This is a genomic window from Kribbella sp. VKM Ac-2566, from assembly GCF_004366005.1.
Classification (GTDB): Bacteria; Actinomycetota; Actinomycetes; order Propionibacteriales; family Kribbellaceae; genus Kribbella; species Kribbella pratensis.
Map to the genome: position 1 here is coordinate 278,058 of NZ_SODT01000015.1, position 13,644 is coordinate 291,701.

General features: G+C 69.6%; 13 protein-coding genes. 7 read left to right on the forward strand and 6 right to left on the reverse strand.

Annotation, left to right across the window (positions count from 1 at the left end; genetic code table 11):
- The first annotated feature begins 16 nt into the window (after positions 1–16).
- Genes kdpB through EV647_RS38430 form a run of 5 tightly spaced genes read left to right on the forward strand, consistent with a single transcriptional unit; the run spans position 17 to position 6,831 of the window.
- On the forward strand, positions 17–2,017 hold the full coding sequence (gene kdpB / locus EV647_RS38410) for a potassium-transporting ATPase subunit KdpB (RefSeq protein ID WP_134012526.1): 2,001 nt from the start codon (positions 17–19) through the stop codon (positions 2,015–2,017).
- A gap of 13 nt (positions 2,018–2,030) precedes the next feature.
- A complete protein-coding gene (gene kdpC / locus EV647_RS38415; protein ID WP_134012010.1) occupies positions 2,031–2,663 on the forward strand; it encodes a potassium-transporting ATPase subunit KdpC in 633 nt (210 codons plus the stop codon).
- 17 nt (positions 2,664–2,680) lie between these two features.
- Entirely contained in the window at positions 2,681–5,260 is a 2,580-nt protein-coding gene (locus tag EV647_RS38420; RefSeq protein WP_134012012.1) for a DUF4118 domain-containing protein, read from the forward strand.
- Positions 5,257–5,934, forward strand: a complete 678-nt coding sequence (locus EV647_RS38425; protein WP_134012015.1) for a response regulator — start codon at positions 5,257–5,259, stop codon at positions 5,932–5,934. The genes EV647_RS38420 and EV647_RS38425 overlap by 4 nt, the downstream gene beginning before the upstream one ends.
- Before the next feature lie 54 nt (positions 5,935–5,988).
- Complete coding sequence (locus tag EV647_RS38430) at positions 5,989–6,831, forward strand: hypothetical protein (protein ID WP_134012018.1); 843 nt, start codon at positions 5,989–5,991, stop codon at positions 6,829–6,831.
- Here EV647_RS38430 and EV647_RS38435 read toward each other — a convergent pair.
- From EV647_RS38435 to EV647_RS38445, 3 genes are all read right to left on the reverse strand, one after another.
- Entirely contained in the window at positions 6,828–8,249 is a 1,422-nt protein-coding gene (locus EV647_RS38435; RefSeq protein WP_134012020.1) for an aromatic amino acid lyase, read from the reverse strand. The two genes, EV647_RS38430 and EV647_RS38435, sit on opposite strands and share 4 nt — an antisense overlap.
- A 200-nt stretch (positions 8,250–8,449) precedes the next feature.
- The gene (locus tag EV647_RS38440; RefSeq protein WP_133786074.1) at positions 8,450–8,695 is read right to left on the reverse strand and encodes a type B 50S ribosomal protein L31; all 246 of its coding nucleotides are present in this window, start codon (positions 8,693–8,695) and stop codon (positions 8,450–8,452) included.
- Positions 8,692–9,771, reverse strand: coding sequence for a GTP-binding protein (locus EV647_RS38445; protein WP_134012022.1), 1,080 nt, complete (start codon positions 9,769–9,771; stop codon positions 8,692–8,694). The genes EV647_RS38440 and EV647_RS38445 overlap by 4 nt, the downstream gene beginning before the upstream one ends.
- A gap of 74 nt (positions 9,772–9,845) precedes the next feature.
- On the opposite strand from EV647_RS38445, the gene rpmG reads away from it, so the two are divergent.
- A complete protein-coding gene (rpmG, locus tag EV647_RS38450) occupies positions 9,846–10,013 on the forward strand; it encodes a 50S ribosomal protein L33 (protein ID WP_134012024.1) in 168 nt (55 codons plus the stop codon).
- Positions 10,014–10,111: 98 nt separating this feature from the next.
- Here rpmG and EV647_RS38455 read toward each other — a convergent pair whose 3' ends face one another.
- The 3 genes from EV647_RS38455 to EV647_RS38465 are packed head-to-tail and all read right to left on the reverse strand — an operon-like array spanning position 10,112 to position 11,980.
- Positions 10,112–10,870, reverse strand: a complete 759-nt coding sequence (locus tag EV647_RS38455) for an IclR family transcriptional regulator (protein WP_134012026.1) — start codon at positions 10,868–10,870, stop codon at positions 10,112–10,114.
- A 25-nt stretch (positions 10,871–10,895) separates the two neighbouring features.
- Positions 10,896–11,087, reverse strand: a complete 192-nt coding sequence (locus tag EV647_RS38460; protein ID WP_134012028.1) for a hypothetical protein — start codon at positions 11,085–11,087, stop codon at positions 10,896–10,898.
- Positions 11,084–11,980, reverse strand: a complete 897-nt coding sequence (locus tag EV647_RS38465) for a GNAT family N-acetyltransferase (protein ID WP_238177605.1) — start codon at positions 11,978–11,980, stop codon at positions 11,084–11,086. Before EV647_RS38465 ends, EV647_RS38460 begins: the two co-directional genes overlap by 4 nt.
- A gap of 107 nt (positions 11,981–12,087) precedes the next feature.
- Between EV647_RS38465 and hutH the strand changes: the two genes are divergently transcribed.
- On the forward strand, positions 12,088–13,629 hold the full coding sequence (hutH, locus tag EV647_RS38470; protein ID WP_134012030.1) for a histidine ammonia-lyase: 1,542 nt from the start codon (positions 12,088–12,090) through the stop codon (positions 13,627–13,629).
- The last annotated feature ends 15 nt before the right edge of the window (positions 13,630–13,644 follow it).

Here is a 13,644-nt window from a genome sequence, read left to right on the forward strand (position 1 = left end):
CACGTTCAAGCCGAAGATGTTGCTCACGTCGCTGCCGGACGCGCTTCGGAAGCTCGATCCGCGGGTGATGTGGAAGAACCCGGTCATGTTCGTGGTCGAGGTGGGCGCTGCCGGATCGACGATCCTGGCCTTCACCGACTCCAGCGTGTTCGTCTGGTGGATCGTGGTCTGGCTCTGGCTGACGGTGATCTTCGCGAATCTCGCGGAGGCCGTCGCCGAAGGCCGGGGCAAGGCCCAGGCCGAGACGCTGCGCCGTGCCAAGACCGAGACCACCGCGCGCCGGCTGACCGCAAGCGGCGACGAGGAAGAGGTTCCGGCCACCCAGTTGAGGCTCGGCGACCTTGTCGTCGTAGAGGCCGGCCAGATCATCCCCGGCGACGGTGACGTCGTCGAGGGCGTCGCGAGTGTCGACGAGTCAGCGATCACCGGGGAGTCGGCTCCGGTCATCCGCGAGTCCGGTGGCGACCGCAGTGCGGTCACCGGCGGTACGAAGGTGCTGTCCGACCGGATCGTCGTGAAGATCACCACGAAGCCCGGTGAGAGCTTCATCGACCGGATGATCGCGCTGGTCGAGGGCGCCTCGCGGCAGAAGACCCCGAACGAGATCGCCCTGAACATCCTGCTGGCGAGCCTGACGATCGTGTTCCTGATCGCGACGGCCACCCTGCCGACGTTCGCCGCCTACGCGCACACGAACCTGAGTCTGGTGATCCTGGTGGCCCTGCTGGTCTGCCTGATCCCGACCACGATCGGCGCGCTGCTGTCCGCGATCGGCATCGCGGGAATGGACCGCCTGGTGCAGCGCAATGTGCTGGCGATGTCCGGCCGCGCCGTCGAGGCGGCCGGCGACGTGAACACCTTGCTCCTGGACAAGACCGGAACGATCACGCTGGGCAACCGGCAGGCGTCCGAGTTCATCCCGGTCCAAGGCGTCAGCGACACCGAGCTGGCCGATGCGGCGCAGCTGTCCAGCCTCGCCGACGAGACGCCGGAGGGCCGGTCGATCGTCGTACTGGCGAAGACCGGCTACGGGCTGCGTGAGCGGCACACCGGGGAGTTGCCGCACGCAACGTTCGTGGAGTTCACGGCGCAGACCCGGATGAGTGGCGTGGACGTCGACAACCGGCAGGTCCGCAAGGGCGCCGCGGGTGCGGTGAACGCGTGGATCCGTGAGCACGGCGGTACGACGGACGCGCGGCTCGGCGAGATCGTCGACGGGATCTCGGCTTCCGGCGGCACACCCCTGGTTGTTGCCGAGAGCATCGATGGTACGGCGCGGGCGCTCGGCGTGATCCATCTCAAGGACGTGGTCAAGGCGGGGATGCGGGAGCGGTTCGACCAGATGCGCGCGATGGGCATCCGGACCGTGATGATCACCGGCGACAACGCGCTGACCGCGAAGGCGATCGCGGAGGAGGCCGGGGTCGACGACTTCCTGGCCGAGGCGACGCCCGAGGACAAGATGGCGCTGATCAAGCAGGAGCAGGAGGGCGGCCGCCTGGTCGCGATGACAGGTGACGGTACCAACGACGCTCCGGCCCTGGCGCAGGCCGATGTCGGCGTGGCGATGAACAGTGGTACGTCGGCCGCGAAAGAGGCCGGCAACATGGTCGACCTCGACTCCAACCCGACCAAGCTGATCGAGATCGTCGAGATCGGCAAGCAGTTGCTCATCACCCGCGGATCGCTGACCACGTTCTCGATCGCGAACGACGTGGCGAAGTACTTCGCGATTCTGCCGGCGTTGTTCGCGGCGGCGTACCCGGGTCTGGACAAGCTGAACATCATGGGGCTGCACTCGCCGGAGTCGGCGATCGTGTCCGCCATCGTGTTCAACGCCCTTGTCATCGTCGCGCTCGTGCCGCTCGCGCTGCGGGGCGTCCGCTACAAGCCGTCGTCGGCCTCGGCAATGCTGCGCCGGAACCTGCTGGTGTACGGCGTCGGTGGTCTCATCACCCCGTTCGTCGGAATCAAGCTCCTGGACCTGGTGATCTCACTGATCCCAGGATTGCGCTGAAAGGTAGTTGTTGATGGCAAGCAATCTGCCCGGCTCGGTCCGGCAGCTCGGAGTGGCGCTCAGGGCGCTGCTCGTCTTCACGGCGGTCCTCGGGATCGTCTACCCGCTGGTGATGACCGGAGTCGCCCAGGCGCTGTTCCACGGCAACGCGAACGGGTCGATCATCAAGGTGAACGGCAAGGAGGTCGCGTCCGATCTGATCGGCCAGGCGTACACGATGGACAGCGGCAGGTTGGACTCCGACGGCAAGGCGATCATGGTCGCCGACCCGAAGTGGTTCCAGACCCGCCCGTCCGCGAGCGACTACGACGCGAAGGCCAGCGGGGGCTCGAACCTCGGGCCGAACAACGCCGACCTGCTCGCCGCGATCGACGAGCGGCGCAAGGCGGTCGCGGCGCTGGAAGGCGTCGCCCCGTCCCAAGTCCCGCCCGACGCGGTCACGGCCAGCGGCAGCGGTCTCGATCCGAACATCAGCCCGGCGTACGCCGCTCTGCAGGTCAACCGGGTCGCCCGTGAGCGGGGCCTGCGGGTCGAGCTGGTCCAAAAGCTGGTGAAGGACAGCACGGAGGGTCGGGTCCTGGGCTTCCTCGGCGAGCCCAGGGTGAACGTGGTCAAGCTCAACGCCGCAATGGCTGCGCTGGGCTGAGCTGAGAGCATGAGGGTATGAGCAAGAGCGGCCGCGGGCATCTGCGGATCTATCTGGGGGCCGCGCCCGGCGTTGGGAAGACCTACAAGATGCTGGGCGAGGGCCGCCGCCGGCGCGACCGGGGAACCGACGTCGCGGTCGGTTTCGTGGAGACCCACGGCCGCAAGTACACCGGCGAGATGCTCGACGGCCTGGAGACGGTGCCACGGCGGATCGTCGACTACCGCGGCGCCAGCTTCACCGAGATGGACCTCGACGCGGTCCTGGCCCGGCGGCCGGACGTCGTGCTGATCGACGAGATGGCGCACACCAATGTGCCGGGCAGCCGGCACGAGAAGCGCTGGCAGGACATCGACGAGCTGCTGAACGCCGGGATCGACGTGATCTCGACGCTGAACATCCAGCACCTCGAGTCGATCAACGACGTGGTCGAGAAGATCACCGGCGTACCGCAGCAGGAGACGGTCCCGGACCGGGTGGTGCGGGCTGCGGACCAGATCGAGCTCGTCGACATGACACCGGAGGCGCTCCGCCGCCGGATGGCGCACGGGAACGTGTATGCCGCCGACAAGATCGACGCTGCTCTGGGCAACTATTTCCGGGTCGGGAACCTGTCCGCACTGCGGGAGCTCGCACTGCTCTGGCTCGCCGACCGGGTAGACGCTGGTCTGCAGCAGTACCGGGCAGAGCACGACATCGACTCCACCTGGGAGGCCCGGGAGCGCGTGGTGGTCGCGCTGACCGGCGGTCCCGAGGGCGAGACGCTGATCCGGCGTGCCGCGCGGATCGCGGCGCGGTCGTCCGGCGGCGATCTGCTCGCGGTCCATGTCGCGCGGTCCGACGGGCTGACCGGCGCGAACCCGAGCAAGCTCGCCGAGCAGCGGAACCTGGTCGAGCAGCTTGGCGGCACCTACCACCAGGTGGTCGGCGACGACATCCCCACCGCGCTACTGACCTTCGCGCGGGCGGAGAACGCCACGCAGCTCGTCCTCGGCGGCTCGCGCCGGAGCCGGCTGTCGACGTTGCTCACCGGCCCGGGCATCGGGTCGACGACGATCCGCGACTCCGGCGACATCGACGTACACCTCGTCACGCATTCGCTGATGGGTCGCGGCAGATTGCCCAGGCTCCGGGGCAGTCTGTCCCGGAAACGGAAGGTTCAGGGCTTCGTGCTGGCGGTTCTCCTGCCGCCGGTGCTTGCGCTGGTCCTGGGGTTGGGCGGTGACACGCTCAATCTGACCAGCAACGTGCTGGCGTTCCTGTTCGCTGTCGTAGTGGTGGCGCTGGTCGGCGGCATGTGGCCGGCGATGGTGACCGCGATCGCCGGGTCGCTGGTGCTGAATTGGTTCTTCACCCCGCCGAAGCGGACGTTCACGATCGCCGAGCTGAACAACGCGCTGGCGTTGCTGATCTTCGTCCTGGTCGCGGCCATGGTCAGTACGGTCGTCGACCGCGCGGCACGACGTACCAGACAAGCCGCCCGGGCGGCCGCGGAATCGGAGACGCTAGCGACGTTGGCCGGATCGGTACTGCGTGGCGAGACGGCGCTGCCCGCCCTGCTCGAGCGGGTCCGCGAGGCGTTCGGGATGACCGGAGCCTGCCTGATGGAGCGCGTGGACGACGACGAGCTGACCGAGGTCTGGCGACCGGTCGCCTCGGCCGGGACGCTGACCTGCACCCGGCCGGAGGAGGCCGACGCGGAGATCCCGGCCCGCGACGATCTGGTGCTGGTGCTGCAGGGGCATCGGCTGGAGGCGGACGAGCGGCGACTGGTCGGGGCGTTCGCGGCGCATGCGGCGGCGCTGGTCGATCGGGCTCGGTTGAGCGAGGCGGCCGCCGAGGCGAAGCCGCTCGCGGAGGCCGACAAGCTGCGTACGGCGTTGCTTCGCGCTGTCGGCCATGACCTGAGATCGCCGCTGGCGTCGGCGAAGGCGTCGGTGACTTCGCTGCGCAGCGATGATGTGGAGTGGAGCGAGTCTGAGCGGGCCGAGCTGCTGGAGACCGCGGACGAGTCGCTCGACCGGTTGTCGCGGCTCGTGGACAACCTGCTCGACCTCAGTCGCCTGCAAGCCGGCGTACTCCCGGTCTTCACGCGTCCGATGGCGCTCGACGAGATCCTCCCCGGCGTACTGGCCGAGCTGGGCGACGACGCCGATCGGGTGACGGTCGACGTCCCGGACACCCTGCCGTTGGTCGAGGCGGATCCGGCGCTGCTGGAGCGCGTGGTGGCGAACATCCTGGCGAACGCGATCCGCTACTCGCCGGCCGGACGGGCACCGCTGGTCACCGGGAGCGCGCTCGGCGACACCGTGGAGATCCGCGTGATCGACCGCGGACCGGGGATCCCGCGCGAGGAACGGGACCGGGTGTTCGCGCCGTTCCAGCGACTCGGCGACACGGACAACACCGTCGGCGTCGGGCTCGGGCTGGCACTGGCCCGAGGACTCGCCGAGGCGATGCACGGCACGTTGCAGCCCGAGGACACTCCAGGTGGTGGACTGACCATGGTGGTCGCGATCCCGGCCGCGACAGTGCGCCCCACCGACGTCCCCGTACCCGGCACCCGCGAACGATCCCAACAGGAAGGCGCCTCGTGACGAGGGTTCTGGTGGTTGACGACGAGCCGCAGATCGTGCGGGCGTTGCAGATCAACCTGAAGGCGCGGGGGTACGAAGTGCATCTGGCCGGCACCGGTACGTCGGCGTTGAAGGTCGCCGCGCAGCATCCGCCGGAGCTGGTGATCCTCGACCTCGGGCTGCCGGACTTCGACGGCGTGGACGTGATCCGCGGACTGCGTGGCTGGACCGACGCGCCGATCCTGGTGCTGTCGGGGCGGACCGACCAGACCGACAAGGTCGAGGCGCTGGACGCCGGCGCGGACGACTACGTGACGAAGCCGTTCGGGATCGACGAGCTGCTGGCCCGGATGCGCGCCGTACTCCGCCGAAGCAACGTAGCCCAGGACCAGCCGGTCGTGACCGTCGGCGGCGCCGTCGTCGACCTGGCCGCGAAGCGCGTCACCCTGGAGAACGGCGAGGACATCCGCCTCACACCGACCGAGTGGCACCTCCTGGAGGTTCTCGTCCGCAACCCCGGCAAGCTGATGTCCCAGCGCCAGCTCCTCACCGAGGTCTGGGGCCCCGGCTACGAGACCGCCGGCGGCAACCTCCGCTTCTACATGGGCCAGCTCCGCCGCAAACTGGAACCCGACCCCGCCCGCCCCAAACATCTCCTCACCGAACCAGGAATGGGCTACCGCTTCGAGCCGTGACGAGGTGTCCGATTCGTTCAAGACCTGTCGGTGGGGATGGGTAAGGGTACGGGTATGGACATCTTCACGGCAGGTCGGGACTTTGTACGGCGGGATGCTCGGGTGCTCGAGCGGCGGCTCTTCGCGGCGGTTTTCGAGGGGGCTGATCCGCAGGGGGTGGTCGACGCGCTCCGCGGGTTCCAGAACGCTGACGGCGGGTTCGGGCACGGGCTGGAGCCGGACAAGCGTTGTCCGGACAGCCTGCCGCTGGACGTCGAGGTCGCGTTCGACACGATGCTCGCGGCGGGAGCCCGGGACGAGGAGATGATTCGGCGAGCGGCTGACTGGCTCGACCAGACCGCGACGGCCGATGGCGCTGTGCCGTTGTGCGGGCCGGCGGTGGAGGGCTATCCGCGCGCCGAGCACATCACCGAATGGACCTACCAACCCGACATCAACCCCACCGCGGGCCTGGTCGGCCGGCTGCACAAGCTCGACATCGAGCACCCGTGGCGTGACCGGGCCGCCGTTTGGTGCGCCGCCCAGCTGGCGAACGGGTTCCCGGAGGACGCTCACGGAATGCACGAGGCGCTCGAGTTCCTGGAGCACACCGGTGACGTCGACTTCGACCGCGTCCGCGAGTGGCTCCCGAAGCTCGCGCATTACCGTGCCGACGCCGCGGATCCGACGTACGGCGTGACTCCGCTGCAGTTCGCGCCGACTCCGGACAGCTTCTGGCGCCCGCTCTTCACCGACGCCCAGCTCGACGCCCACCTGGACCGCCTGGTGGAGGATCAGCAGGACGACGGCGGCTGGGCCATCACCTGGGAACCGCCGGGACCCGCCGCCACCCTCGAGTACCGCGGCATCGTCACCATCGCCGCCCTCCGCACCCTGAAGGCGTACAACCGCCTCTAGCCGGACTCGGCGGGGTGTTCGACCTGGCGGTCGCCCCATTGGGTGAGGAGGCCGCGGGCGATCTCCAGGTCTTCCCGGAGGGATCGGTCGGCCAGATCGTCCGGCAGGGCTGCGAGGGCGTCGGTCAGCCACGGGGCGGCGGGTGCCGGGGCGAGATCGTCCGGGGTCAGGCCGGCCAGACGGATCGCGCGGACGGCGGTGACGAGTTCGCTGGCGAGGACCTCGCGGAGTGCGTCGAGGAGTTGCTTGGTCAGTACGGCGGCTTGCGGCGCGAAGCTGGCGTGCAACTCGGCGCCGCGGGACAGTGTCGCCGTACCGAGAGTCGCGGGTTGCGCGGCCGAGCGAACCGCGGCGAGGGCGTCGTGGGCGACGTACTCGATCATCATCACGCCCGAGCTCGCCTCCGCACCGCTGGCAAGGAACGCGCTGAGGCCGGTGTACTCCGGGTCGACGAGGTTCGCCACCCGGGTCGTCGACAGGGTGGCGACACTGTGCAGGCTGAGCCGGAGCGAGTCGAGGGCGATGGCGATCGGCATCGCGTGCCAGTTGCCGTTGTGCAGCACGGTGTCGCCGGCCACCAGCGGATTCTCCGCCGCCGCGTTGATGTCGATCCGCACGCTGTTGCCCAGGGCATCGGCATGGTCGACGGCCGGGCCGAGGACCTGGGCGAAAGCCCGCAATCCGAAGGGATCCTGGACCCGGGCCGGTTTCAGCGGGAGCCCTTCGAGCAGTTCACGCATCCGGCGCGCGACCCGGATCTGACCCGGCTGCGGGCGGGCCTCATGGACGCGGACGTCGTACACCTCGGCGTTGCCGCGGAGCGCGACGTGGGAGAGAGCGCCGACCAGCGGTACGACGTTGATCAGCGTGGCGGCCTCGACGTACGCGAGGCAGCACTCCGCGAGCGTGAGCGCGTTGCTGGAGAGCAGCGGGAGGGCGCTGGTGCCGTCGATGACGTCGCCGAGCGCGAGCCCGAGTTCGGCGAGCGGGCCGAGGTCTCCGGTGCCGATCGCACCGCCGCGGTGCAGGTCGGGCAGGTCGTCGTCGTTGAGCAGGCCAACGATCGCGTCGGCCACCGCCGGGTCGAGCCCGGACCCACCCGCCGCGAGCTGGTTGACCCGGATCAGGAGCCCGAGCCGTACGACGTCCTTCGGGTACGACGTCGTACCGGTGGTGGAATGCGATCCGAGCAACCGCGCGCCGTGCTCCGGGTCGGACGTCAGCACGTCCCGGTTCGCCCCGACACCCGTGGTCCGCCCGTACACCGGCCGGCGCCCCGCGACCTCGGCGACCACCTGCGCCGACTCGTACATCCGCTTCCGGGCGTCGTCGCTCAACCGCACCGCCGTACGCCGTTGCCCGAGCGCCACCGCCTCCAACGGCGACAGCCCCGCGCCCGTCAGCTCAACCGGCTCCATGCGCACAGTGTGATCCGCCCCACCCCCGAACTCCCACTACCCCCGCCGTCTTCCCGTCTCGAACCCGAGACAACCCATCTTTGAGAAGCCACCGATCATCGTCGCGGGCTCAGAACGGTTGGTGGCTTCTCAAAGTTGGCATCGGGTGGGCATGCGAACGGCCCGCTCGGAGATCGAGCGGGCCGTTGGGGTACGGCGGGTTACTTCTGGCCGTAGCGCTTGCGGAACTTCTCCACGCGGCCCTGGGTGTCCATGACGCGCTGCTGGCCCGTGTAGAACGGGTGGCTCGCGGACGAGATCTCGACGTCGACGACCGGGTAGGTGTTCCCGTCGTGCCACTCGATGGTCTCGTTGCTCTCGCGGGTCGAACCGGTGAGGAAGCTGAAGTCGCCGGACTTGTCCCGGAAGACGACCCGGCGGTAGTCGGGGTGAATGTCCTTCTTCATGCTGCGGTACTTCCTTCCAAGTAGGGAGCGAACGGATCGGTCAGGGGGTGGACCGCTTCGTCCGCACGCAGGACACAACCGTCGAGGCGCTCCTGTAATTCCCGGACGTCCAGGTCGGCACCGGTCAGTGAGAGGTACGACGCACGGTCGCCGTACTCGGGGTGCCACTCGAGGGCCGACCGCGCCTGGTGCTGCTGCCCGACGCCGGCCCAGCGATCGGCGGGGAGGTCGGCCAGCCAGGGACCGAGGACGCCGATCGACACGTTCGTGCCGAAGCTGTCCCAGCTGAGCCGGTTGCGGTGCTGGGTCGCGATCCAGAGCGTGCCGCGGCCGCGGGCCGTGCCGGCGACCAGGTCCTCGAGGGCGTCGTACAGCCGCTCGGGGTGGAACGGCCGGGCGGACTGCCAAACGAAGGTCCGGCCCTCCAATGGCGCCGCGATCGAGCCGGGCTCGACGGCGGCGCCGGGAACATGCAGCCGTACGCCGAGCAGGCCGGCCGGACTGGTCTTGACCAGGAGTCTCGGGTTGATCGCCTGGATCAGCGCGCGGGTGTTCTCCTCGTCGGTGGTGAGGACGGCTGCGTCGGCGTACTCGAGCTGCCGTACGACGATCTCGGCGATCGCGCGGCCGTCCTCCGCAGCGGTCGGGATGGCGCGTTCCCGGACCAGCTCTTCGCCGGTCAGGTCGGCGGTAGCGGTCGTCGTGTCGACGGTGGTGATGACCGCGTCGACGCGGAGGTCGGTGTCGCGGTCGATCTCGGTCGCGATCGCGTGCGTGTCGCCGGCGGTGGGGACGTTGACGATCGCGACGTCGTACCGCTCGACAGCGGCGATGCTCGCCAGCAGCTGGAGGAGCGATCCGCGCATCGCACAGGACACGCACGGGTGGTCCATCGTGATCACCTCACGGTCGATCACGCCGGTGGCGGTGCGGGCGATCCGTACGACGGAGCCGGTGCTCAGGGCGCTCACGTCGTACTCCACCAGGACGCCCCGCGGGGCGGCGGCCAGCAGATTCCCCGCGACGGCGCCGCGGAACCCGTCGTCGAGCCCCGTCAGCAAGGTCACCGGAATCATCTGCGCTCCTGTCTTGTTGAAAACGATAACCAATACAAAATACCCTATGGGTCCCCGGTCAGTGAAAGGACAGCATGGCCAAGCGCAACGACCTCCGCCCCATCGTCAAGCTCCGCAGTACGGCGGGTACCGGCTTCACCTATGTAACCCGCAAGAACCGCCGGAACAATCCCGACCGCCTCGTGATCCGCAAGTACGACCCCAAACTCCGCCACCACACCGACTTCCGCGAAGAGCGCTAAGCGGCCATCACTCCTGGTAGCCCGCCGGCTGGCGGCTTGTCACCGCTGACCCGCTACAACAGGCCAGCCATCAAACAACCCGCCAGTCGGTGGCAGGTTCAGCCGTGGAGGCGGCGGGTCAGGGCTTTGGCGGCTTGGCGGATTTTGTGGGCCAGGTGGGGGCGGTCGGTGGCGGGGACCGCGTCGGTGCGGAAGGTGACGCTGATGGCGGCTACCGGGTGGCCGGCGTGGTCGACGGCGGCGCTGGCGACCGAGGCGACGCCGGGGGTGATGAAGGAGTCCTCGACGGCGAAACCCTGGCGTTTCTCGTCGGCGAGGAGGCGGCGCAGTTGGCTCAGCGTCTGCGGTCCCAGATCGGTACGCCGTACGAAGGACTCCGGCGTCGGGAACAACGCCCGTACCTGAGCCGGCGGCAACTCGGCCAGCAGTGCGCGACCTGACGCAGTGAGCGTCGCAGGCAGCCGTACGCCGACATCCGTCACCAACGTGACAGGTCGCGGCGGCTGCTCCTTCAGCAGATACACCAGCTCCCGACCATGCAGTACGCCGAGATGCGCCGTCTGCCCCACCTCGTGCACCAACTGCGCGAGCAACGGGCGGGCCAACCGCTCGAGCGGATCGTGCCGCAGGTACGCGGACCCGATCTCGAAGGCCGCCACCCCGAGCCCGTACCGCTTCTCCTCGGGCAGATGCACGACGAACCCCTCGTCGATCATTGCCCGCAGCAAGTGGTACGTCGACGAGCGCGGCAACCCGACCGCGGACGCGATGCGCTCCATCGGTACGGGACCGGGCTGCGTGGCCAGGAACGTCAGGACCCGCAGGGTTCGGGTCGAAGCGGGAACGTTGCCGCTCACAACCGCACTGTAACTCCGCCCCGCCTCAGATCCCGGTCGTTTGGCGTTTCTTCGCGCGGCTCTTCCGCAGCCAGAACCGGAAGCACTCACCGGCGACCGCGACCGCGAACAGCCCGCCCGCCACGCCCCAGTCCATGAACGACGGCCCGGACAGCACGTATCCGATGACGAGCGCCAGCACCAGGAAGAACGTCAGTGAGATCGCGAGCCGCTTCACAGGGCCTTCTCCGCGGTCCAGGCGCCCCCGGTCTCCTGGTATCCGAGCCACCGGTTCACCGCGAGCATCGGCTCGTTCGCCGCGTCGTTCCCGGTCGACGCGACCGTGAACCCGGCATCCCGGGACCGGGCGAGCGCCACGGACTTCACCACCTTCGCCAGCCCGCGGCCACGCGCCGAGGGGATCGTCCCGGTCAGGTTCGACCAGATCAGCTTCCGGTCCGGATCCGCGGTCGTGGTCACGAACGACAGCGCCCGGTCCCCGTCCAATACGGCGATGCTCAGGTCGTACCGGTTGTCCGGGTTCGACCACGACGTACGGACCCATTCCTCGTACGCCGGTCCGCCCGACAGCCCGCTCGGGTCGTCGTCACGCACCTGGACCTCGGCGTCGTACAACTGCTTCGGATCCAGTTCGTCGTACGTCGCCACCCGCAGGCCCTCCGGCGGGGCGAGCGGCTCGCGCGCCGCGGTCAGGTCGGCGGCGGAGTGCGACATCCGCCGCCCGATCGTGAACCCGCGCTTCGTCGCGAAGGCCTGCGAGTCGGGGTCGTCACCCACGACCACCAGCAACCGCCCGGCGCCGAGCTCCGCGCACCGCTGCGTGACCCTGGTCGTCAACGCACTCCCGATCCCGCGCCCGCGGTACTCCGGCGGCACCTGGATCGTGACCCGCACCCGCGGCGCCTCGGCATCCGCCGGCGGCAGGTAGATGTTCGCGTACCCGACGACGTCCCGTCCGTCGACGGCGATCAGCACCTCCTGGCTGCGACCGTGCCTCAACTGCAGCTCGATCGCCCCCGCGGTCTTCACCAGATGTGGCACCGCCGCGGCCCAGACCTGGGCGATCCCCACCGCATCCTCCGGACGCCCCGTCCGGACCTCGAACACCATGGCAGGACTCTACGGCTACCGAGGGTCGCGACGGCTGTCTCAGATCCGAGACGGATAGTGGTACGGCGCTGCTGTCCAGGAGCGATCCGGCGCGGTGCAATGTTCGGGTGGAACACACAGTGGATGTCGGCGCCGGACCGCTGACCCCGGCCGAGGTGGTCGCGGTCGCACGGTACGGCGCGCAGGTACGGATCGACGACCAGGCCCTCGAGGAGATCGCGAAGTCGCGCGCCGCGATCGAGGCGCTGGCCCACGCGGACACCCCGCACTACGGGGTCTCGACCGGGTTCGGCGCGCTCGCCACGCGGCACATCGCGCCGGACCTCCGGGCGCAGCTGCAGCGCAGCCTGATCCGCTCGCACGCGGCCGGCTCCGGCCCCGAGGTGGAGACCGAGGTCGTCCGGGCGCTGGCCCTGCTCCGGCTGTCGACCCTCGCCACCGGCCGCACCGGGGTGAAGGTCGAGACGGCCCAGGCGTACGCCGGTCTGCTCAACGCGCACCTGACGCCGGTGGTCCATGAATACGGCAGCCTCGGATGCTCGGGCGACCTCGCCCCGCTGTCCCATGTCGCCCTCGCGATCCTGGGCGAAGGCAAGGTCCGCGATGCCGACGGCAACCTTCTCGACGCCGGCGAGGCGCTCCAGCAGCACGGCCTCACGCCGGTCGTCCTGGCCGAGAAGGAAGGCCTCGCGCTGATCAACGGGACCGACGGCATGCTCGGCATGCTGCTCCTCGCGCTCGCCGATCTCGACCGGCTCTTCAAGTCCGCCGACCTCGCCGCGGCGATGAGCGTCGAGGCCCAGCTCGGGACCGACCGGGTGTTCGCCGAGGACCTGCAGGCTCTGCGTCCGCACCCCGGCCAGGCCGCGTCCGCCGCCAATCTGCGCGCGATCCTCAAGGACAGCGCAATCGTCGCCAGCCACCGCGGCCCGGACTGCAACCGGGTGCAGGACGCCTACTCCCTCCGCTGTTCGCCCCAGGTCCACGGCGCCGCCCGCGACACCGCCGCGCACGCCGCGAGCGTCGCAGGCCGCGAGCTCGCCGCCGCGATCGACAACCCGGTCGTGCTGCCGGACGGTCGCGTCGAGTCCAACGGTAACTTCCACGGCGCACCGGTCGGGTACGTGCTCGACTTCCTCGCGATCGCCGTCGCGGACCTCGCCAGCATCAGCGAACGACGTACCGACCGTTTCCTGGACGTCGCCCGCAACCACGGCCTGAACGCGTTCCTGGCCGATGATCCGGGCGTGGACAGCGGCCACATGATCGCGCAGTACACCCAGGCCGCTATCGTCTCCGAACTCAAGCGCCTCGCCGTACCCGCCAGTGTCGACTCGATCCCGAGCAGCGCGATGCAGGAGGACCACGTCTCGATGGGCTGGTCCGCCGCGCGCAAGCTGCGCAAGTCCGTCGACGGCCTGCAGCGGGTGCTGGCGATCGAGATCCTCACGGCCGCGCGGGCGCTCGACCTGCGCGCGCCGCTGGAGCCGGCGCCGGCCACCGCCGCCGTCCGGGCCGCCCTGCGGGAGTACGTCGAGGGCCCGGGCACCGACCGGCACCTCGCTCCCGAGATCGAGCACTCCGTCCAGCTTGTTGCTGACGGCACCTATGTCACCGCCGCCGAGGCCGTCACCGGCCCGCTCTCCTAGAAAGGCTGGATCACC

Coding starts and splice junctions, on each gene's coding strand:
- kdpB (WP_134012526.1), top strand. CDS start 17: ATGTTGCTCACGTCGCTGCCGGACGCGCTTCGGAAGCTCGATCCGCGG.
- kdpC (WP_134012010.1), top strand. CDS start 2,031: ATGGCAAGCAATCTGCCCGGCTCGGTCCGGCAGCTCGGAGTGGCGCTC.
- EV647_RS38420 (WP_134012012.1), top strand. CDS start 2,681: ATGAGCAAGAGCGGCCGCGGGCATCTGCGGATCTATCTGGGGGCCGCG.
- EV647_RS38430 (WP_134012018.1), top strand. CDS start 5,989: ATGGACATCTTCACGGCAGGTCGGGACTTTGTACGGCGGGATGCTCGG.
- EV647_RS38435 (WP_134012020.1), bottom strand. CDS start 8,249: ATGGAGCCGGTTGAGCTGACGGGCGCGGGGCTGTCGCCGTTGGAGGCG.
- EV647_RS38440 (WP_133786074.1), bottom strand. CDS start 8,695: ATGAAGAAGGACATTCACCCCGACTACCGCCGGGTCGTCTTCCGGGAC.
- EV647_RS38445 (WP_134012022.1), bottom strand. CDS start 9,771: ATGATTCCGGTGACCTTGCTGACGGGGCTCGACGACGGGTTCCGCGGC.
- rpmG (WP_134012024.1), top strand. CDS start 9,846: ATGGCCAAGCGCAACGACCTCCGCCCCATCGTCAAGCTCCGCAGTACG.
- EV647_RS38465 (WP_238177605.1), bottom strand. CDS start 11,980: ATGGTGTTCGAGGTCCGGACGGGGCGTCCGGAGGATGCGGTGGGGATC.